The 18,603-nt window shown below is 66.1% G+C and carries 21 protein-coding genes; 9 read left to right on the forward strand and 12 right to left on the reverse strand.

What is annotated here, in order from left to right; all coding sequences use genetic code 11:
• Positions 1-2: 2 nt before the first annotated feature.
• From paaG to paaA, 6 genes are all read right to left on the reverse strand, one after another.
• A complete protein-coding gene (paaG, locus tag KY496_RS15410) occupies positions 3-794 on the reverse strand; it encodes a 2-(1,2-epoxy-1,2-dihydrophenyl)acetyl-CoA isomerase PaaG (RefSeq protein WP_184236792.1) in 792 nt (263 codons plus the stop codon).
• A 37-nt stretch (positions 795-831) separates the two neighbouring features.
• On the reverse strand, positions 832-1,908 hold the full coding sequence (gene paaE, locus KY496_RS15415; protein WP_219861407.1) for a 1,2-phenylacetyl-CoA epoxidase subunit PaaE: 1,077 nt from the start codon (positions 1,906-1,908) through the stop codon (positions 832-834).
• A 19-nt stretch (positions 1,909-1,927) separates the two neighbouring features.
• Positions 1,928-2,440 carry a 1,2-phenylacetyl-CoA epoxidase subunit PaaD gene (paaD, locus tag KY496_RS15420; protein ID WP_219861409.1) on the reverse strand — a complete coding sequence of 171 codons (513 nt, stop codon included), beginning with the start codon at positions 2,438-2,440 and terminating at the stop codon, positions 1,928-1,930.
• Positions 2,440-3,192: a 1,2-phenylacetyl-CoA epoxidase subunit PaaC gene (gene paaC, locus KY496_RS15425; protein WP_219861411.1), complete on the reverse strand. Its 753-nt coding sequence runs from the start codon at positions 3,190-3,192 to the stop codon at positions 2,440-2,442. The genes paaD and paaC overlap by 1 nt, the downstream gene beginning before the upstream one ends.
• Positions 3,193-3,212: 20 nt before the next feature.
• On the reverse strand, positions 3,213-3,497 hold the full coding sequence (gene paaB, locus KY496_RS15430) for a 1,2-phenylacetyl-CoA epoxidase subunit PaaB (protein ID WP_219861413.1): 285 nt from the start codon (positions 3,495-3,497) through the stop codon (positions 3,213-3,215).
• 84 nt (positions 3,498-3,581) lie between these two features.
• Positions 3,582-4,571: a 1,2-phenylacetyl-CoA epoxidase subunit PaaA gene (gene paaA / locus KY496_RS15435; RefSeq protein ID WP_219861414.1), complete on the reverse strand. Its 990-nt coding sequence runs from the start codon at positions 4,569-4,571 to the stop codon at positions 3,582-3,584.
• A gap of 117 nt (positions 4,572-4,688) precedes the next feature.
• Between paaA and paaX the strand changes: the two genes are divergently transcribed.
• Positions 4,689-5,624, forward strand: a complete 936-nt coding sequence (paaX, locus tag KY496_RS15440; RefSeq protein WP_219861416.1) for a phenylacetic acid degradation operon negative regulatory protein PaaX — start codon at positions 4,689-4,691, stop codon at positions 5,622-5,624.
• A gap of 76 nt (positions 5,625-5,700) precedes the next feature.
• Positions 5,701-6,834 (forward strand): M14-type cytosolic carboxypeptidase, encoded by a 1,134-nt coding sequence (locus KY496_RS15445; protein ID WP_005665149.1) that lies wholly within the window; start codon positions 5,701-5,703, stop codon positions 6,832-6,834.
• A gap of 292 nt (positions 6,835-7,126) precedes the next feature.
• On the opposite strand, the gene KY496_RS15450 is transcribed toward KY496_RS15445, so the two are convergent.
• Positions 7,127-7,369, reverse strand: coding sequence for a hypothetical protein (locus KY496_RS15450; RefSeq protein WP_219861418.1), 243 nt, complete (start codon positions 7,367-7,369; stop codon positions 7,127-7,129).
• Between the two features lie 13 nt (positions 7,370-7,382).
• Positions 7,383-8,735 carry a metalloprotease PmbA gene (gene pmbA, locus KY496_RS15455; protein WP_005665146.1) on the reverse strand — a complete coding sequence of 451 codons (1,353 nt, stop codon included), beginning with the start codon at positions 8,733-8,735 and terminating at the stop codon, positions 7,383-7,385.
• A 94-nt stretch (positions 8,736-8,829) separates the two neighbouring features.
• On the opposite strand from pmbA, the gene yjgA reads away from it, so the two are divergent.
• The 3 genes from yjgA to KY496_RS15470 are packed head-to-tail and all read left to right on the forward strand — an operon-like array spanning position 8,830 to position 10,708.
• Positions 8,830-9,429, forward strand: coding sequence for a ribosome biogenesis factor YjgA (gene yjgA, locus KY496_RS15460; RefSeq protein ID WP_005665145.1), 600 nt, complete (start codon positions 8,830-8,832; stop codon positions 9,427-9,429).
• The gene (mog, locus tag KY496_RS15465) at positions 9,407-10,027 is read left to right on the forward strand and encodes a molybdopterin adenylyltransferase (RefSeq protein WP_219861420.1); all 621 of its coding nucleotides are present in this window, start codon (positions 9,407-9,409) and stop codon (positions 10,025-10,027) included. Before yjgA ends, mog begins: the two co-directional genes overlap by 23 nt.
• A 12-nt stretch (positions 10,028-10,039) precedes the next feature.
• Positions 10,040-10,708, forward strand: a complete 669-nt coding sequence (locus KY496_RS15470) for an alpha/beta hydrolase (RefSeq protein ID WP_219861422.1) — start codon at positions 10,040-10,042, stop codon at positions 10,706-10,708.
• Between the two features lie 24 nt (positions 10,709-10,732).
• Here the strand turns inward: KY496_RS15470 and KY496_RS15475 are convergent, their stop codons facing one another.
• Positions 10,733-12,058 carry an aspartate aminotransferase family protein gene (locus KY496_RS15475; protein ID WP_219861423.1) on the reverse strand — a complete coding sequence of 442 codons (1,326 nt, stop codon included), beginning with the start codon at positions 12,056-12,058 and terminating at the stop codon, positions 10,733-10,735.
• Between the two features lie 123 nt (positions 12,059-12,181).
• Between KY496_RS15475 and KY496_RS15480 the strand changes: the two genes are divergently transcribed.
• Positions 12,182-12,736, forward strand: coding sequence for a carboxymuconolactone decarboxylase family protein (locus KY496_RS15480; RefSeq protein ID WP_005665141.1), 555 nt, complete (start codon positions 12,182-12,184; stop codon positions 12,734-12,736).
• A gap of 43 nt (positions 12,737-12,779) precedes the next feature.
• Here KY496_RS15480 and KY496_RS15485 read toward each other — a convergent pair whose 3' ends face one another.
• From KY496_RS15485 to KY496_RS15495, 3 genes are all read right to left on the reverse strand, one after another.
• Complete coding sequence (locus KY496_RS15485) at positions 12,780-13,628, reverse strand: fumarylacetoacetate hydrolase family protein (RefSeq protein WP_005665140.1); 849 nt, start codon at positions 13,626-13,628, stop codon at positions 12,780-12,782.
• Between the two features lie 101 nt (positions 13,629-13,729).
• The gene (locus KY496_RS15490) at positions 13,730-14,092 is read right to left on the reverse strand and encodes a cytochrome c family protein (protein WP_219861425.1); all 363 of its coding nucleotides are present in this window, start codon (positions 14,090-14,092) and stop codon (positions 13,730-13,732) included.
• Positions 14,089-14,661, reverse strand: a complete 573-nt coding sequence (locus KY496_RS15495; RefSeq protein ID WP_219861427.1) for a cytochrome c — start codon at positions 14,659-14,661, stop codon at positions 14,089-14,091. The genes KY496_RS15490 and KY496_RS15495 overlap by 4 nt, the downstream gene beginning before the upstream one ends.
• Positions 14,662-14,747: 86 nt before the next feature.
• On the opposite strand from KY496_RS15495, the gene KY496_RS15500 reads away from it, so the two are divergent.
• From KY496_RS15500 to ctaD, 3 genes are read left to right on the forward strand one after another with little or no spacing between them, the layout of a single operon-like run.
• The gene (locus tag KY496_RS15500; RefSeq protein ID WP_005665137.1) at positions 14,748-15,140 is read left to right on the forward strand and encodes a cytochrome c family protein; all 393 of its coding nucleotides are present in this window, start codon (positions 14,748-14,750) and stop codon (positions 15,138-15,140) included.
• On the forward strand, positions 15,137-16,099 hold the full coding sequence (coxB, locus tag KY496_RS15505; protein ID WP_219861429.1) for a cytochrome c oxidase subunit II: 963 nt from the start codon (positions 15,137-15,139) through the stop codon (positions 16,097-16,099). The genes KY496_RS15500 and coxB overlap by 4 nt, the downstream gene beginning before the upstream one ends.
• The gene (ctaD, locus tag KY496_RS15510; RefSeq protein WP_219861430.1) at positions 16,096-18,603 is read left to right on the forward strand and encodes a cytochrome c oxidase subunit I; all 2,508 of its coding nucleotides are present in this window, start codon (positions 16,096-16,098) and stop codon (positions 18,601-18,603) included. The genes coxB and ctaD overlap by 4 nt, the downstream gene beginning before the upstream one ends.

The following is an 18,603-nucleotide window of genomic DNA, read 5'->3' on the forward strand; positions in this document are numbered from 1 at the left end:
GCTCACTCTCCCTTGAAGTGCGGCGTGCGCTTGGCCATGAAGGCGGCGACGCCTTCACGGTAATCGTGGCTGTAGCCGAGTTCGCGCATCATGCCGGCCTCGAGCTGCAACTGGTCTTCGAGCGAGTTGGCTTGGCTGGCCTGGAAGGCTTTCTTGGTGAAGGCCAGCCCTTTTGTCGGCGCGGCGGCGAAGTGCTCGGCCATCGCCATTGCTTCAATCATCAGGGCTTCGTCGGGCACGCAGCGCCAGATCAGGCCCCACTCCTCGGCTTTCTCGGCGCTGAGCTTTTCGCCCAGCATGGCCAGGCCCATGGCGCGGGCATGGCCGATCAGGCGCGGCAGGTGCCAGGTGCCGCCGGTGTCCGGGATCAGGCCCAGTTTGCTGAAGGCTTCGATGAAGCTGGCCGATTTGGCGGCCAGCACGATGTCGCAGGCCAGCGCCAGGTTGGCGCCGGCGCCGGCGGCCACGCCGTTGACGGCGCAGATGACCGGCATCGGCAGGTTCTTCAGGGCGAGCACCAGCGGGGCATAGAATTTTTCGACCGATTCGCCCAGGTCGACGCTGGGCGCGCCGGGGTCGACGGCGCGGTCGGACAAGTCCTGGCCGGCGCAAAAGCCGCGGCCGGCGCCGGTCAGGACCAGCACGCGGACCGATTTGTCGGCCTGCACGCGTTGCAGCGCATCGCGCACTTCGAGGTGCATGGCCTGGGTGAAGCTGTTCAGGCGGTCGGGACGGCTCAGCGTCAGGAGCGCGATGCCGTTTTCGATCTTGAACCCGATGGATTCGTAAGTCATGTCTGTCTCCGTTATTGGTTTCATGACGTCTCGATGCTCACTCGTGGATGTCGAAGTCGACGACGACCTTGTCGGTGACCGGGAAGCTCTGGCAGCTCAGCACGAAGCCGCGCGCCACTTCGTAGTCTTCGAGCGCGTAGTTCACGTCCATCTCGACTTCGCCATCGAGCACCTTGCAGCGGCAGGTCGAGCACACGCCGCCCTTGCACGAGTAGCGCATGTCCAGCCCGGCGCGCAGGCCGGCGTCCAGCAGCGATTCCTTGTCCTTGTCCATTGTGAAGCTGGCGGCGCTGCCGTCCATGATCACGGTCACTTCGGTCAGGTTTCGTGCCTCCGCTTGCGCGGCGCGCGGCTTGCGCTCGCGCGTTGGCGCGCTGGCGGCGAACAGTTCGATCCGGATCTGCTCCTTCGGCAGGCCGGCTTCCTGCAGCGCGCGCGAGACGCCGTGCATCATGTCTTCCGGGCCGCAGATGAAGGCGACGTCGATGTCCTTGATGTCGATCCAGTGGCGCAGGAACTGGCTGCACTTGTCTTCGGTGATGCGGCCGTTGAACAGCTCGATGTCCTGCTGCTCGCGGCTCATCACGTACACCAGGCGCAGGCGCCCCATGTACTGGTCCTTCAGGTCGGTCAGTTCATCCCGGAAGATCACGCTCGACGAAGCGCGGTTGCCGTAGACGATGGTGAAGCGGCTCTCGGGCTCGGCCTGCAGCGTGGTCTTCACGATCGACAGGATCGGCGTGATGCCGCTGCCGGCGGCGAAGGCCAGGTAATGGCGGCTGCTCGCGGCGTCGAGCGGCACGTTGAAGTTGCCGCTGGGCGGCATCACGTCCAGCGTGGCGCCGGGCTGCAGGCTGTCGTTGGCCCAGCCCGAGAACAGGCCGCCGCTGCAGCGCTTGATCGCCACCCGCAGCTGCGCGTCCTGCACGGCCGAGCAGATCGAGTACGAGCGGCGCACGTCTTCGCCGTCGATGGTGGTGCGCAGCGTCAGGTACTGGCCCTGGCGGTAGGCGAAGGTGTCCTTCAGCTCGGGCGGGACGTCGAAGGTGACGGCGATGGCGTCGCGCGTCTCGTGCTTCACCTTCGAGACGGTCAGTGGATAGAACTTGCTCATGCTGGCCTCATTGGACAACTCAGTGGCATTTGAAGTAGTCGAACGGCTCGCGGCAGTCGAGGCACTTGTACAGCGCCTTGCATGGGGTCGAGCCGAACTCGCTGGTCAGTTGGGTGTGCGGCGAGCTACAGTGCGGGCAGGCGACGTCGGGCGCGGCGCGGCGGCGGATGCCGGCGTGCAGGCCGCTGATGTCGATCGCCTGCTGCACCGGCGGCGCGATGCCGTAGCCTTTCAATGCCGCCTTGCCGGCCGCGCTCATCCAGTCGGTGGTCCAGGCGGGCGACAGGCGGCTCTCGATGCGGACCTCCTCGACGCCATGCGCGTTCAAGGCTGCGCTGACCGAATCGGCGATCACCCCCATCGCCGGGCAGCCGGAGTAGGTCGGCGTGATCGTGACCACGCATGCCTCGCCTTCCAGGCGCACGGCGCGCACGATGCCGAGGTCGACCACCGAGATCACCGGGATCTCCGGATCGGCGACCTCGCCGAGCCATTCCCACACCTGTTCGACCGAGACGTCGAGCGCGGTCATTACCAGGCCGCTCCGGGATAGGCGCGCTGCAGGAACTGCATCTCGGCCAGGATGAAGCCGAGGCGTTCGCTGTGGCGGCCCTGCTTGCCGCCGCGCTGCATCCAGGCGTCCGGCGACGGCATGGCCAGGGTGGCGTCGGCGAAGACCTCGGCCATGTGGTCGAGGGACTGCTTGCGCAGCAGCTCCACGGCCGGCGCCACGCCCTGCTCCACCATCGCGTTGTCGATCTCGTCGTAGAAGAACATCTCGCCGCTGTACATCCACAGCTCGTCGAGCGCCGTTTGCATCATGGCGCGGCTCTTGTCGGTGCCGTCGCCCAGGCGCACCACCAGGTCGCCGCTGCGGCGCAGGTGGTAGGTGATTTCCTTGATCGACTTGGCGGCGATTTCGCGGACGCGCTCGTCGCTCGAGCGGGTCAAGCCGTCCATCAGGAAGTAGTGCCAGGTGTCGAACAGGAATTGGCGCATCAAGGTGTCGGCGTAACTGCCATTGGGCTGCTCGACCAGCAGGCAGTTGCGGTACTCGATGGCGTCGCGGAGAAAAGCCAGCCGGTCTTCGTCGCGGCCCCTGCCTTCGAGTTCGCCCGCATACGTCAGCCACATGCGGGTCTGGCCCAGCAGGTCGAGGGCGACGTTGGACAGCGCCATGTCTTCTTCGAGCGCGGGGCCCTTGCCGACCAGCTGGCACAGTTGCTGCGACAGGATCAGGGCGTTGTCGCCCTGGCGCAGCAGGTACTGGAATTTGGCGTCCATCGCATTGGTCTCCACAGGGCTCACAGGTTCTTGACTTCTTCCGGCATCGGGAAGAAGGTCGGGTGGCGGTAGACCTTGCTGTTGGCCGGCTCGAACAGCGCTTCCTTGTCGGAAGGGCTGCTGGCGACGATGTCGGCGGCGCGCGCGACCCAGATCGAGACGCCTTCGTTGCGGCGGGTGTAGACGTCGCGGGCGTTGTCGATCGCCATCTCGGCGTCAGGGGCGTGCAGGCTGCCGACGTGCTTGTGGGCGAGGCCGTGCTGGCTGCGGATGAAGACTTCCCACAGGGGCCATTCTTTGCTCATTGTTGTCTCCGTTATTGCGGTGTGCGGGCGTCGGTCGGACGCGTGGACGGCGGAGCCGTCCACCCCACGGATTTCCGGCTGTTTTTATGCTGCGGTTTTTTTGACGGCTTGCTTGTCGGCGTGGGCGACCAGGGCGTCGCGGAACCATTCGCCGTCGTCCCAGGCTTTCACGCGCGTTCGCAGGCGCTCGCGGTTGCAGGGGCCGTTGCCCTTCAGGACGTTGTGGAACTCGGACCAGTCGATCTCGCCGAAATCGTAGGAGCCGCGTTCGGCGTTCCATTTGAGGTCGGGATCGGGAATCGTCAGGCCCAGGTATTCGGCTTGCGGCACGGTCTGGTCGACCATGCGCTGGCGCAGCTCATCGTTCGAGAACAGCTTGATGCGCCAGGCCGTCGATTGCGCGCTGTTGACCGATTCGGCGTCCGACGGACCGAACATCATCAAGGACGGCCACCACCAGCGGTTGAGCGCATCCTGGGCCATCGCCTTCTGCTCCGGCGTGCCCCTGGCCAGCGCCATCATGATGTCGTAGCCCTGGCGCGCGTGGAAGGATTCTTCCTTGCAGACGCGGACCATGGCGCGCGCATACGGCCCATACGAGCAGCGGCACAGCGGGATCTGGTTGATGATCGCCGAGCCGTCGACCAGCCAGCCGATCGCGCCCATGTCGGCCCAGCTCAGGGTCGGATAGTTGAAGATGCTCGAGTACTTGGCCTTACCGGCATGCAGGGCCTGCAGCAGCTCGTCGCGCGAGACGCCCAGCGTCTCGGCGGCGCTGTACAGGTACAGGCCGTGGCCGGCCTCGTCCTGGATCTTGGCCAGCAGGACCGACTTGCGCTGCAGGGTCGGCGCGCGCGTCACCCAGTTGCCTTCCGGGAGCTGGCCGACGATCTCGGAATGCGCGTGCTGCGAAATCTGGCGGATCAGCGTCTTGCGGTACGCTTCCGGCATCCAGTCCTTCGGTTCGATCTTGATCCCGGCGTCGATGCGCGCCTGGAACGCCTGCTCTTCGGCGCTCATGTCCTGTTCTGTGCGGACTTTCTTGAGGCCGGTCTCCACCATCTGTGCGTACATAGCTTCCCCCGTGGTTCTCACCAATTGCAAACCCGTCCAAATCATAATACGATACAAAAAACTTGATGTACACAATAATTTTGAATCATATCGCAGCACCAAAAATTGACCGGAATCATGAAACGACTGTCCAGCACTGAGTGGATCGCCCACGACCTGGCCCTCGATCCGCCGCGCCACAAGTCGCTGGTGGTGACCGTGTGCGGGGACACGATTGCCCCGCACGGCGGCGCCTTCTGGCTGGGCAGCATGATCGAGCTGGTGGGCCCGCTGGGCGTCGGCGACCGGCTGATGCGCACCAGCGTGTTCCGCCTGGTGCAGGAAGGCTGGCTGACGGCCAGCCGCGAAGGCCGGCGCAGCCGCTATGCGATCGAGCCGAAGGCGCTGCCGCGCTTCGAACGCGCCAACCGCCGCATCTATTCGGCGCCGGGCCTGGACTGGGACGGGCGCTGGACCTTCGTGCTGGCGCCGCATAGCAAGAGCGGCAGCATCGACAGCGAACTGCGCACCCTGCTGCGCAAGGAACTCGAGTGGGAGGGTTTCGCGATGCTGGCGACGGGGGTGATGGCGCATCCGGCGCCCGAGCGCGACACGCTGCGCGAGATCCTGGCGCGCGCGGAGGCCACCGAGAAGGTGTTCGTGTGCCAGGTCGACGAGCTGCCCGGCATGGACGCGCGTCCGCTGCCCGAGCTGGTGGGCGACTGCTGGAACCTGGATGCGGTGGTGGGCGCCTATCGCGGCTTCATCGACCGCTTCGCGCCGCTGCCCGACATGCTGGGCAAGGACGACGTGACGCCCGAGCATGCGTTCGCGATCCGCACCCTGCTGATCCACGCCTACCGCCGCGTGCAGTTGCACGACCCGATGCTGCCGCTGGCCCTGCTGCCGCAGCCGTGGCCCGGGGCCGACGCCTATGCGCTGGCGCGCGAGATCTACCGCCTGTGCCACGCGCGCGCCGAGGAGCACGTGCTGGCGATGCTGCGCAAGGAAGACGCGGCGACGCCCGAGGCTGACGCCGCCTATTACGGCCGCTTCGGCGGATTGCGGGACTGAGACCCGGCGCACAAGAGCACGTCCAAAAGCGGGTATCATCGATGCTTTGACGCCTTTCCCAACACAGGACAACACCATGTCTATCAAGATCAGCAGCCAATTCGACGCTGGCGCCATCGAGGTCGTGAACGCCACCAGCGCCAACGCCATCGACCTGAACATCCGCAAGGACTCGCACGCCGACATCATCCAGTGGTTCTACTTCCGCCTGCAGGGCGCGCAGGGCGAAGCCTGCACCATCCGCCTGCTCAACGCCGGCAAGGCCGCCTATCCGGCCGGCTGGGAAGGCTACCAGGCGATGGCGAGCTACGACCGCGTGAACTGGTTCCGCGTGCCGACCACGTTCGATGGCCAGGTGCTCACCATCGAGCACACCCCGGGCATGGACAGCGTCTACTACGCTTATTTCGAGCCGTATTCGTGGGAGCGCCACCTTGAGTTGCTCGACCGCGCCCAGATGTCTGAAAACGTGCGCATGCTCGACCTGGGCTCGACCGTCGACGGCCGCGACCTGAACATGCTGGTGATCGGCGAGCCGGCCGAAGGTAAAAAGAAAGTGTGGGTGATCGCACGCCAGCACCCGGGCGAGACGATGGCCGAATGGTTCGTCGAGGGCATGCTCGACGCGCTGCTCGATCCGGCCCACCCGTTCGGGCGCCAGCTGCTGAAAGAGTCGGTGTTCTACGTGGTGCCGAACATGAACCCGGACGGCTCGGTGCGCGGCAACCTGCGCACCAACGCAGCCGGCGCGAACCTGAACCGCGAGTGGCTCAATCCGAGCATGGAGCGCAGCCCCGAGGTGTTCCTGGTGCTGCAGAAGATGCACGAGACCGGTGTCGACCTGTGCCTGGACGTGCACGGCGACGAAGGCCTGCCCTATGTGTTCGTGGCCGGCAGCGAATCGCTGCCGAACTTCACGCAGGAGCAAGGCGAAGCGCAGGACCGCTTCATCGCCGACTTCAAGATCGCCAGCCCGGACTTCCAGGACGTGCACGGCTACGGCGCCACGCCGTACACCGCAGAAACCCTGACCATGGGTTCGCCGCACATCACCCACGCCTTCGGCTGCCTGTCGCTGACGCTGGAACTGCCGTTCAAGGACAACGCCAACGATCCGGATCCGCAAGTCGGCTGGGATGGCGCCCGCAGTGCGCGCCTGGGCGCGGCGGTGCTGCAGCCGGTGCTGAACGCGATCCGCGCGATCAAGTAAGCACGCCCCACTGTCGCGACGACGCCCCGCATGGCGGGGCGTTTTTTATTGGCGCCTGGGTCAGAGCGCCGCGCCGAACGGGGCCAGGCGCATGGCAGATACCGACCGTCTGCAGGGCGATCAGGAGCGCGACCGGCCTGGCCCACAGTCCCCCGCCAGCTCAGGCGGATCTAGCCGGCCATCGGATCGGCCATCGACCCGTGCGGGATGCCCAGCGCCTTGGGCAGGCCGTGGGTGAACATGGCGATGCCGAAGACGCAGCGCAGCAGGGCAATCCCGCACGGCGGTGCGTTCAGAGTGCGACGCCCAGATGGGTGTTGACCCAGGCGTTCGCATCCGCGCTGCTGTCGAAGTGCAGGGTCGCGATCGCGGTTTTATCGGACGCGAGGAAGGTGGCGTACACCTTGCGGCTGTCCGCACCGCTCGAGCTGAGCAGATCGGATTGCGGGGCCAGCTCGACGGTGGCCACCAGGTCGAGATTGAGCAGCACCGTCTTGGGGCTGCTTTCCTTGTCGATGCGGACGAATCGGCCCATGGCGCTCTCCTCTTCAGTTGCCGGCCACGACCATCTTCTCGATCAGGATCGAGCCGGTGGTCTTGTTGCCGCGTACGAGGGTGTCGTTACCGACGGCAACGATTTGCTGGAACATCTCACGCATATTGCCGGCGATGGTGATCTCTTCGACCGGATACTGGATGACGCCGTTCTCGACCCAGTAGCCCGACGCGCCGCGCGAATAGTCGCCGGTCACGTAGTTGACGCCCTGGCCCATCAGCTCGGTGACCAGGAGGCCCGTGCCGAGTTTGCGCAGCATGCCTTCGAAATCGTCGCTGCGGCGGGTGTCCCTGGAGACGATCTCGAGATTGTGCGAGCCGCCGGCATTGCCGGTGGTTTGCATGCCCAGCTTGCGCGCCGAGTAAGACGACAGGAAGTACCCCTGCAGCACGCCGTCGGCGATCACCTTGCGGCGCACGGTCTTGACGCCCTCTTCGTCGAACGGCGCCGAGCCGACCGCGCCGATCAGGTGCGGGTCTTCGACGATCTGGATGTGCGACGGGAACACCTGCTTGCCCAGGGTATCGAGCAGGAAGGTCGACTTGCGGTACAGCGCGCCGCCCGACACCGCTTGCACGAAGGCGCCCAGCAGGCCGGCGGCCAGCGGCGCCTCGAACAGCACCGGGCAGGTGCGGGTATTCAGTTTGCGCGCGTTCAGGCGCGCCAGCGCGCGCTCGGCGGCGTAGCGGCCCACTTTCTCGGGCTTGGCCAGTTCCTTGGGATTGCGCGACGAGGTGTACCAGTCGTCGCGCTGCATCTGATTGCCCTTGCCGGCGATCGGCGCCACCGAGATCGTGTGGCGCGAGAATGGATAGCCGCCGATGAAGCCGCGCGAGTTGGCGCCGACGAAATGCGATTGCTGGACGTAGACGCTGGCGCCTTCGCTGTTGGTGATGCGCTTGTCGACCTCGAAGGCGGCGTTTTCGCAGCGCTTGGCCAGCTCCACCGCTTCTTCGGTGCTGATCTGCCACGGGTAGAACAGGCGCAGGTCGCGCGGCGCGAGCTCGAGGAGATCGGCATCGGGCAGGCCGGCGCAATCATCCTCGGCGGTGAAACGGGCGATGTTGGCCGCCGCCTCGACGGTCGCCTTGAGCGAAGAGGTCGAGAAATCGGAGGTGCTGGCATTGCCGCGGCGCTGGCCCACATAGACGGTGACGCCCAGGCCCTTGTCCTTGTTTTGCTCGATCGTCTCGATGTTGCCTTTACGCACAGAAACCGACAAACCGCTCCCTTCGCTGATCTCGACCGAGGCGTCGGTCGCGCCCTGCTCGCGGGCGAACGCCAGCACGTCGCGCGCCAGCTGTTTGAGCTGATCCTGGGTGTGGGTAAAAGCGTTGTCGTTCATAGGTGTTTTTCGTGGCAGGCCCTAAAACAGTTATCATAGCAGCCGTTTACAGTTTTCACTGATCGGCCCCGCGCCAATCAAATCCATTCATATCATGCCTAATCCAAATCGCGGCTCGGTCGGCTTCCAGTCGAACGAGTTCGAACCCGAATACGACCGTCCTTCCAAGTCGGAACTCAAGCGCCAGTCGAACGAGCTGCAAAAGCTCGGCGAGCAACTGGTCGACGCGCCACGCGACCGCGTCAAGCGCGTGCCGATGCCGGAAGACGTGCGCGATGTCATCCTCGAAACCCAGACCATCACCAACCACGAAGGCCGCCGCCGCGCCCTGCAATTCGTGGGCAAGAAGATGCGCACCCTGGACGAGGAAGAAGTCGCCGCCATCCAGCGCGCCATCGACAGCTGGAAAGGCGCCTCGAAGTCCGAGACCGCCGCCCTGCACGCGCTCGAGCGCCGCCGCGAGAAGCTGCTGGCCGACGACAAGGCCCTGACCGTCCTGCTCGAAGAAAATCCCGAGCTCGACGTCCAGCACCTGCGCACCCTGATCCGCAACGCGCGCAAGGAAGTGGCCGAATCCAAGCCGCCGAAGGCCTACCGCGAGATCTTCCAGATCCTGAAGGACCTGAGCAAGAAGAAGAAAGCCGACGCCGACGCCGAAGAAGAAGGCAACGATGACGAATCCGACGACGAGTAATCAGGAGTTGGTGATCGGCCTGGTGTCGGTTTCCGACCGCGCCAGCGGCGGCGTGTACGAAGACAAGGGCATCCCGGCGCTGAACGAGTGGCTGGCGGGAGCGGTCACCACGCCATTTCGCGTCGAAACCCGGTTGATCCCCGACGACCGCGCCAGTATCGAAGCGACCCTGGTCGACCTGGTGGACAGCGCGCGCTGCCACCTGGTGCTGACCACCGGCGGCACCGGTCCGGCGCGGCGCGACGTCACACCCGAGGCCACGCTGGCGGTCGCCACCAAGGAGATGCCCGGCTTCGGCGAGCAGATGCGCCAGATCAGCCTGCGCTTCGTGCCGACCGCGATCCTGTCGCGCCAGACCGCGGTGATCCGCGAAACGGCGGACCACGCGGCCCTGATCATGAACCTGCCCGGCCAGCCGAAGTCGATCAAGGAAACCCTCGAAGGGCTGAAGGACGACGCCGGCAACACGGTCGTCGGCGGCATCTTCGCGGCCGTCCCCTATTGCATCGACCTGATCGGCGGCCCGTACATGGAAACCAATCCGGCGGTGAGCAAGACTTTCCGCCCCAAATCGGCATTGCGTCCGCCTGTCGCCTAACTGAAGGAAGCCATGAGCCAGCTGCTTGAGCATATCGAGATCGAAACCGCGCCGAACCCGTCCATTGCCATCGTCTGGCTGCACGGCCTGGGCGCCGACGGCAACGACTTCGTGCCGATCGTGCGCGAACTGGACTTGTCGGGCCTGCCCGGCATCCGCTTCGTGTTCCCGCATGCGAACACGATGCCGGTCACGATCAACGGCGGCTACGTGATGCGCTCGTGGTACGACATCGTCGCCACCGACCTGGTCCGGCGCGAAGACGAAGCCGGCCTGCGCGCCTCGCAGCTGCAGGTCGAGGCGCTGATCGCGCGCGAAAAGGCGCGCGGCATCCCGGCCTCGCGCATCATCCTGGCCGGCTTCTCGCAGGGCTGCGCGATGACCTTGCAGACCGGCCTGCGCCACCCGGAACCGCTGGCCGGCATGATGTGCCTGTCGGGCTACCTGCCGCTGGCGGGCGTGGCCGGCGCCGAGCGCATTGACGCCAGCCTGGCCACGCCGATCTTCATGGCGCATGGCGTGCAGGATCCGGTGGTGCCGTTCGCGCGCGCGGAAGATTCGCGCAAGGTGCTCGAGTCGCTCGGCTACCAGGTCGAGTGGCATGCCTACCAGATGCAGCACACGCTGTGCCTGGAAGAGGTGCAGGACATCGCCAAGTGGATTCGCAAGGTCGTCGCCTGACACCCGGCTCCATCGGCGGCGCGGTCACGTCGACAGCGCCGCCTCCACCGCATCGCTCAGGCGCGACACGATCTCCGACAGATCCGCCGGCGTCGCAATGAAGGGCGGCGCCAGCAGCACATGGTCGCCGTGCTGCCCATCGATCGTTCCCCCCATCGGATAGACCAGCAGGCCGCGCGCCATCGCCTCGGCCTTGATCGCCGCGTGCAGCTTGCGCTCGGGCGCGAACGGCTCCTTGGTCTCGCGGTCGCGCACGAACTCCAGCGCCAGCAGCAGCCCGCGGCCGCGGATGTCGCCGACATGCTCGTGCACCCCGAACACGTCGCCCAGCATGCGGCGCAGCACCGCGCCGCGGCTGCGCACCCGCGCCAGCAGGTCGTCGCGCTCGATCACCTGCTGCACCGCCAGCGCCGCGCTAGCCGCGACCGGATGGCCGATATAGGTGTGCCCGTGCTGGAACATGCCGCTGCGGCTGCGCAGGCATTCGACGATCGCCTTGTGCGCCAGCACCGCGCCGATCGGCTGGTAGCCGGCGCCCAGGCCCTTGGCCACGGCCACGATGTCGGGCGCCACGCCGTCCTGCTCGATCGCGTACATGGTGCCGGTGCGGCCCATGCCGCACATGACTTCGTCGGCGATGAACAGGATGCGATGACGGTCGCAGATCTCGCGCACGCCCTGGAAATAGCCCGGCGTGGGCGGAATCGCGCCGCCGGTCGCCCCCACCACCGGCTCGGCCACGAAGGCGATGATGTTCTCGGGGCCGGCGCGCAGGATGGTGGTCTCCAGTTCGTCCAGCAGGCCGGCGGTGTAGTCGTCGACGCTGACGCCGTCGGCGCGGCCGCGGTACTCGTAGCAGGCCGACACCCGCAGCGCATCCTTCAACAGCGGGGCGAAGGCGCGCCGCCGCCACTCGTTGCCGCCCACGCCCAGCGCGCCCAGCGTGTTGCCGTGATAGCTCTGGCGCCGCGCCAGGAAGCGGGTGCGCTGCGGTTCGCCCATCTCGACCCAGTACTGGCGCGCCAGCTTGAGCGCGGTCTCCATCGCCTCGGAGCCGCCGGAGACGAAATAGACGCCTCCCATGTCTTCCGGCCCGCCGTCGACCAAGCGCGCGGCCAGTTGCTCGGCCACGTCGGTGGTGAAGAAGGCGGTGTGGGCATAGGCGCAGCGGTCGATCTGGCGGTGCATGGCGGCGATCACGTCCGGGTGGCCGTGGCCCAGCGAAGAGACGGCGGCGCCGCTGCTGGCGTCGATATAGGTCTTGCCGTTGGTGTCGACGAGCGTAATGCCCTCGCCGCCGGCCGCGAGGGGCGGCACCTGGCGCAGACTGCGGTGGATGATGTGGCTCATGAAAGCTTACCTCCGATCTCCGATAGGGACGACACTTGACGATAAGCGCGGGAGAGCCGGCTTCTTTTGATTTTTAGCGCAGGCCGTGCGAATATTTTCTTGGGATCACTATTGGAACAACACATGAGCGAGCGCCTGGGCCCCATTCCCGACCATGAACTGAACGACGCCCAGCGCGCCGCCGCGCGGGAAATCGTCGCCGGCCCGCGCGGCGCCGTCTACGGCCCCTTCGTGCCGCTGCTGCGCAGTCCCGAGCTGATGAGCCATGCGCAGCGCATGGGCGAGTACCTGCGCTACCGCAGCGCGATCGGGGTGCGCCTGTCGGAGCTGGCGATCCTGGTCACGGCGCGCCAGTGGGACCAGCAGGTGGAGTGGGCGATCCATGCGCCGATCGCGGCCCAGGTGGGAATTCCGTCGTCGGTCATCGCGGCCATCGCGGCGCGCGAGCGGCCGGGCGACATGCTGGTGGACGAGGCGGTGGTGCACGACTTCTGCATCGAGCTGCACGAGCACAAGGCGGTGTCGGACCGGGTGTATGCCGACGCGCTCGCGCTGTTCGGCGATCAGGGCGTGGTCGACCTCATCGGGATCAACGGCTACTACACCCTGCTCGCGATGGTGATGAACACGGCGCGCACCAGCGTGCCCGAGGAGGGCGCGTGGCGCATGCCGGATTAGGGTTGAAGGTGTACTTGGACCCCCGCCTTCGCGGGGGCGACGCTTATTTCGGAAACGCCACCACTTCGGCCTGCTGCTCGCCCAGGCCCGCGATTCCCAGGCGCAGCTGGTCGCCCTTTTTCAGGAAGCGCTGCGGCGAGCGGCCCATGCCCACGCCCGGCGGGGTGCCGGTGGTGATGATGTCGCCCGGCTCCAGTGTCATGAAGCGCGACACGTAGCTGACGATCTGCGCCACGCTGAAGATCATGCTGCCCGTGTTCCCGGTCTGCATGCGCTTGCCGTTCAGTTCCAGATACAAGTCGAGGTCTTGCACGTCGTAGATCTCGTCGCGCGTGACCAGGAAGGGGCCGACCGGGCCGAAGGTGTCGCAGCCTTTGCCTTTATCCCACTGCGAGCCCATCTCGAACTGGAAGGCGCGCTCCGAGACGTCGTTGACCACGCAGTAGCCGGCCACGTACTTCAGCGCTTCTTCTTCGCTCACGTACTGTGCGCGGGTGCCGATGATGACGCCCAGTTCGACTTCCCAGTCGGTCTTCTTCGAGCCTTTCGGCAGCACGATCGCATCGTCAGGGCCGTTCAGGGAGCTGGTCGCCTTGGTGAAGAACACCGGCTCGCTCGGGGTGATGGATTTGGTTTCGGCGACGTGGTCGGCGTAGTTCATGCCGATGCCGATGAATTTGCCGACGCCCTTGACCGGCACGCCCAGGCGCGGATTGCCGCGCACCAGCGGCAGGGTCTTGTGGTCGATCTTCGCCAGCTTGCGCAGCGCCTTGTCGCCCAACACCGACGCATCGATGTCGTCGATGATGCCGGACAGGTCGCGCAGGCGGCCCTCTTCGTCGAACAGGCCCGGCTTCTCTTTGCCCGGGCGGCCATAGCGCACCAATCTCATGATTCTTCCTCGGTCGTGAACGCGCGGACCGTGGCGGTCCGCGTCAAACCGGCGATGATACCAAGGATCGGCTATTGAAGGATCGGCTATTGAAGGATCGGCTATTGACTGAGCAGATAGGCGCTGATGTCGATCGCATCGCGCTCGCTCACGCCCATGTTCGGCATCGCGTTGTCCGGATCGATCGCCTGCGGATCCATGATCCAGCGCACCAGGTTGTCCTGGGTATTGGGCACCTTGCCGGCGATGTAGCGGCGCTCGGCCATGTCGCCGAGCGGACGGCCGACGTACACCTTCGAGCCGGCGATGCTCGGCACCGTATGGCAGGAGTGGCAGGCGTACTGGGTCAGCGCGATCTTGCCGCGTTCGGGGTCGCCCTGGATGCCGGGCGCCGGCCGCGTCGGGCCGCAGGCCGCCAGCAGCACGGCGAGCGCCGTCATGGCCGGGATGCGTGCTGCGCTCATGGCTGCTCTCCTTGCGTAACGGTTGCGGGTGCGTCCCCGGGCGCCGTCATGCGCCGGAAATCGTCCGTCGTCATGTTCGGCATGGCCGACACGAACGCCACCACCGCCCAGATATCGTTGTCGCTCAGGTGATATTCCCAGGCCGGCATGCCGCTCATCTTGATGCCGTTGCGCGTGATCCAGTACAGCTCGCGCGTTTCCCAATTGAGGTCGGCGTCCACCAGCGGCCCGGGCACCGGCTGCATGCTCATGCCCTGCTGGAGCGGCGCGACGCCCGGCCCGCCGTGGCACTGGATGCAGTTGGCCCCGTAGACGGCGGCGCCGCGCCGCACCTGCTCCGGCGCGCCAAGTCCGGCGGGCACCTGGATGTCGTGCGCATGGTTCTGCACCGAGTACTGCAGGCCTTCCTCGAACACGGTGTAGATCAGCGGGTAGTGCTGCGCGGTCGCGGCGATATTGTAGAAACCGCCGCGCAGGACGATCAGGCCGATGACGGCGCCGATCAGCCCTGCCCCCAGCAGGGTCAGCACCATGGTCTTGACGATAAGTCGTGCGCGATTGGATAGCATAACCTAGGGCGTTCAGTTAAAAAAATGACATCTAATTTCTTGTATTATAAAAGCCACTGCTTTTTCACGAAAAACCAACCGTGCGCATGAATATCTGTCAATACGGCCGTCCTTTCCTTTTACGCGCCAGCGCCATGCTGCTGTGCGCGCTGCTGGCGAGCGGCTGCGGCAGCCAGGACAAGCCGAGCCGTGTCGAAGGGGGCGATCCGGAGCGCGGTCGCCTGCTGGCCCAGCAATACCAGTGCGCGGCCTGCCATTTCATTCCCGAGGTGCAGGGCACGAACGGCGACGCCGGCCCGTCGCTGCAGTACATGGGCCGCCTGAGTTATATCGCAGGCAGCATCCCGAACCAGCCCGAGAACATGGTCCGCTTCCTGCGGAACCCGCCCGCGGTCAAGCCCGGCACGCTGATGCCGGCGCTCGGCATTTCCGAAGAAGAGGCGCGCCATATGGCGGCCTTCATGTACACCCTGAAATGAACGACCTGCAATCCGTCCTCCATCCGGCCGGCGCCGACGCCGCCATCATCCACCAGTTCAGCTGGGTGCTGTTCGTCGGCGGCACGCTGATCTTCATCTTCGTGATGGCCTTGCTGACCCTGGCCATGCGGCGCCAGGCGCGCCCGATCCGGCCCGCCATCTGGATCTTCGGCGCCGGCATCGCCTTCCCGGTCGTGGTGCTCACTGCCCTCCTGGCCTGGAGCACCTGGCGCAGCGCGCAGCTGGCGCCGCAGACCTCGCACGATGCGCTGACGATCTCGGTCACCGGCAAGATGTGGTGGTGGGAGGTGCGCTACCGCGACCCGGCCACCAATCGCGAGATCATCAGCGCCAATGAGATCCACATCCCGGTCGGCGAATCGGTCTACCTCGGATTGACCGCGTCCGACGTGATCCACAGCCTGTGGGTGCCGTCGCTGGCCGGCAAGCGCGACATGATCCCGGGCCGCGTCACCGGCCTGACCCTGCGCGCCGACAAGCCGGGCGTCTACCGCGGCCAGTGCGCCGAATACTGCGGCGAGCAGCACGCGCGCATGGCCTTCCACGTGATCGCCCTGCCGCGCCCCGAATTCGACGCCTGGCTGGCGCGCCAGGCGGCGCCAAGCCTGCCGGCCGACACCACCGTGCTGCAGCGCGGCCGCGAGGCCTTCCTGGCGCAGCAATGCCAGGCCTGCCACACGATCCGCGGCGTCACCGACGTGCCGCCGTTCTCGGAGCAGGCAAGGATCGCCGACACGTCGCGCCTGGGGCCCGACCTGACCCACGTCGGCAGCCGCCGCGAGATCGCGGCCGGCACCCTGCGCAACCACCGCGGCACGCTGGCCGGCTGGATCGCCGACCCGCAAGCCATCAAGCCAGGCGTGTTCATGCCGCCTTCACAAGACCTGGACGGCGAAACCCTGCGCGCGCTGGCCACCTACCTCGAGCACCTGAAATGACGACGCGCGACGACGCTTTGCCGAATCCCCTGCCCCGCCCACCGCTGGAGCTGACCCGCCTCGAACAGATCTGGGAAACGCCCAGCGGCTGGCGCTTCTTCAAGTCGGTCAACAACACCAATATCGGCCTGATGTACATCGGGACGGCGATCCTGTTCTTCATCCTGGCCGGCATCCTGGCCCTGATCATGCGGGTGCAGCTGGCGGTGCCGGACAACGACCTGGTGGCCGCCAGCACCTACAACCAGATCTTCACGATGCACGGCACCGTGATGATGTTCCTGTTCGCGATCCCGATCGTCGAGGCGATCGCGGTCTACCTGCTGCCCAATATGCTGGGCGCGCGCGATCTGCCTTTCCCCCGATTGTCGGCCTACGCCTTCTGGGCCTATGCCTTCGGCGGCCTGGCCTTCTTCTGCACCCTGTTCTGGGGCCTGGCGCCGGACGGCGGCTGGTTCATGTATCCGCCGCTGACCGGCATGAAGTATTCGCCCGGCCTGAACGCCGACTTCTGGCTGCTGGGGATCGGCTTCATCGAGATCTCGGCGATCGCCGGCGCGATCGAGCTGATCGTCGGCATCCTGTTCACCCGCGCGCCGGGCATGACCCTGCGCCGCATGCCGGTGTATGCCTGGGCCATGCTGGTGGTGGGCGTGATGATCATCATCGCCTTCCCGGCCGTGATCGCCGGCACCGCGCTGCTCGAACTCGAGCGCGCCTTCAACATGCCGATCTTCGATGCCGAGCGCGGCGGCGACCCGCTGATCTGGCAGCACCTGTTCTGGTTCTTCGGCCATCCCGAGGTCTACATCATCTTCCTGCCGGCGGCCGGCATGATCTCGACCATGATCCCGACCATCGCCCAGAACCGCCTGGTGGGACGGCGCGTGATCGTGGTGGCGCTGGTCGGCGTCGGCATCTTCAGTTTCGGCCTGTGGGCCCACCACATGTTCACCGCCGGCCTGGGCGTGCTCGAGATGAGCCTGATCTCGGCGGCCAGCATGGCGGTGGCGATCCCCACCGGCATCCAGGTGTTCGGCTGGATCGCCACCTTATGGAGTGGCCGCATCAAGCTGAATGCGCCTACTCTATTCATGCTCGGCTTCATGTTCATCTTCGTGCTGGGCGGGCTGACCGGCGTGATGGTGGCCGTGATCCCGTTCGACTGGCAGGTGCACGACACCTATTTCATCGTGGCCCACCTGCATTACGTGCTGATCGGCGGCATGGTGTTCCCGGTGTTCGCCGCCATCTATTACTGGCTGCCGCTCATCAACGGCAACCAGATGTCGGAGCGCTGGGCCAAATGGATCTTCGCGCTGCTGTTCGGCGGCTTCAACATCACCTTCTTCCCGATGCACATCACGGGCCTGTACGGCATGCCGCGCCGGGTCTACACCTACTCGCACGAGATGGGCTGGGACTGGCTCAATATGCTCTCGACCGTCGGCGCCTTCATGTTCGCCCTCGGCATCGTGGCCATGATCGTCGACGCCACCCGCACCCTGCGCCGGCCAACCAAGGAAGTCGGCAATCCGTGGAACGCGGCGACGCTCGAGTGGCTGCCGTCCGAGGACTACGGCAACCGCAGCATCCCGATCGTCACGTCCGACGATCCGCTGTGGGACCAGCCGACCCTGTCGAAGGAGGTCGAAGAAGGCCGCCACTACCTGCCCAATACCGTCACCGGCCGCCGCGAGACGATCGCCACCAGCCCGGTGAGCGCGACGCCCAACTACCTGATGATCCTGCCCGGCGACAGCTGGCTGACCGTGATCGGCGCCGCCGGCACGGCCGGCTTCTTCCTGCTGCTGACCGTGAAGGCGATGGTGCTGGCCTCGATTTGCGGCGTCATCGCCGTCGCCTGCATCATCGGCTGGCTGTGGCAATCGGACCGCAGCGTCAACATGACCCACGCCCCGATCGGCGGCGGCATCAAGCTGCCGATCGGCGCGGTCGGCGTCGCCTCGCATTCGTGGTGGGGCACCTTCATCATGCTGATCGTGATCTACGGGATCTTCTGGTCTTTCGCCTACACCTACATCCACACCTCGATGCGGCTCGAGATCTGTCCGCCGCCGGGCGCCTCGCTGCCCGATGGAACGTACACCATCGCCGCCGCCGCCCTGCTGCTGCTTGGCTCCGCCCTGGTCTGGTTCAGTGGCCGCCTGAAGGGCCACGGCATGGCCTGGACGACACTCGCGGCGCTGGCCTGCACCACGGCCGCCTTCCTGCTCGACGTGCACAGCTGGCGCCTGGTGCATCTCGATGGCACCAAGGATGCCTGGAACGCCTCGATCGCGATCATGCTCGGTTTCCAGGGCGTGATGCTGTTCGTGCTGCTGCTGGCCGCGCCCTACCTGTGCGTGCGCGCCTGGCGCGGCCTTGTCAAGCCCGAAAACCGCGCCACGCGCGACAATATCGCGCTGATCTGGCATTACGTGACCCTGCAGGGCATCACCGCCATGGTGGTGATCCGCGGCCTGCTGCTGGTGATGGATTGA

The sequence above is a fragment of the Massilia sp. NP310 genome (assembly GCF_019443485.1).
GTDB classification, from domain to species: domain Bacteria; phylum Pseudomonadota; class Gammaproteobacteria; order Burkholderiales; family Burkholderiaceae_D; genus Telluria; species Telluria timonae.

Excerpts from the sequence above, each read along its gene's own strand:
- coxB (WP_219861429.1), top strand. The coding sequence starts at position 15,137 with ATGAACGACCTGCAATCCGTCCTCCATCCGGCCGGCGCCGACGCCGCC.
- mog (WP_219861420.1), top strand. The coding sequence starts at position 9,407 with ATGACGAATCCGACGACGAGTAATCAGGAGTTGGTGATCGGCCTGGTG.
- KY496_RS15495 (WP_219861427.1), bottom strand. The coding sequence starts at position 14,661 with ATGCTATCCAATCGCGCACGACTTATCGTCAAGACCATGGTGCTGACC.
- KY496_RS15445 (WP_005665149.1), top strand. The coding sequence starts at position 5,701 with ATGTCTATCAAGATCAGCAGCCAATTCGACGCTGGCGCCATCGAGGTC.
- paaA (WP_219861414.1), bottom strand. The coding sequence starts at position 4,571 with ATGTACGCACAGATGGTGGAGACCGGCCTCAAGAAAGTCCGCACAGAA.
- ctaD (WP_219861430.1), top strand. The coding sequence starts at position 16,096 with ATGACGACGCGCGACGACGCTTTGCCGAATCCCCTGCCCCGCCCACCG.
- yjgA (WP_005665145.1), top strand. The coding sequence starts at position 8,830 with ATGCCTAATCCAAATCGCGGCTCGGTCGGCTTCCAGTCGAACGAGTTC.
- KY496_RS15470 (WP_219861422.1), top strand. The coding sequence starts at position 10,040 with ATGAGCCAGCTGCTTGAGCATATCGAGATCGAAACCGCGCCGAACCCG.
- paaC (WP_219861411.1), bottom strand. The coding sequence starts at position 3,192 with ATGGACGCCAAATTCCAGTACCTGCTGCGCCAGGGCGACAACGCCCTG.
- KY496_RS15475 (WP_219861423.1), bottom strand. The coding sequence starts at position 12,058 with ATGAGCCACATCATCCACCGCAGTCTGCGCCAGGTGCCGCCCCTCGCG.
- KY496_RS15485 (WP_005665140.1), bottom strand. The coding sequence starts at position 13,628 with ATGAGATTGGTGCGCTATGGCCGCCCGGGCAAAGAGAAGCCGGGCCTG.
- KY496_RS15480 (WP_005665141.1), top strand. The coding sequence starts at position 12,182 with ATGAGCGAGCGCCTGGGCCCCATTCCCGACCATGAACTGAACGACGCC.
- paaG (WP_184236792.1), bottom strand. The coding sequence starts at position 794 with ATGACTTACGAATCCATCGGGTTCAAGATCGAAAACGGCATCGCGCTC.
- KY496_RS15490 (WP_219861425.1), bottom strand. The coding sequence starts at position 14,092 with ATGAGCGCAGCACGCATCCCGGCCATGACGGCGCTCGCCGTGCTGCTG.
- paaE (WP_219861407.1), bottom strand. The coding sequence starts at position 1,908 with ATGAGCAAGTTCTATCCACTGACCGTCTCGAAGGTGAAGCACGAGACG.
- pmbA (WP_005665146.1), bottom strand. The coding sequence starts at position 8,735 with ATGAACGACAACGCTTTTACCCACACCCAGGATCAGCTCAAACAGCTG.
- KY496_RS15450 (WP_219861418.1), bottom strand. The coding sequence starts at position 7,369 with ATGGGCCGATTCGTCCGCATCGACAAGGAAAGCAGCCCCAAGACGGTG.
- KY496_RS15500 (WP_005665137.1), top strand. The coding sequence starts at position 14,748 with ATGAATATCTGTCAATACGGCCGTCCTTTCCTTTTACGCGCCAGCGCC.
- paaX (WP_219861416.1), top strand. The coding sequence starts at position 4,689 with ATGAAACGACTGTCCAGCACTGAGTGGATCGCCCACGACCTGGCCCTC.
- paaD (WP_219861409.1), bottom strand. The coding sequence starts at position 2,440 with ATGACCGCGCTCGACGTCTCGGTCGAACAGGTGTGGGAATGGCTCGGC.
- paaB (WP_219861413.1), bottom strand. The coding sequence starts at position 3,497 with ATGAGCAAAGAATGGCCCCTGTGGGAAGTCTTCATCCGCAGCCAGCAC.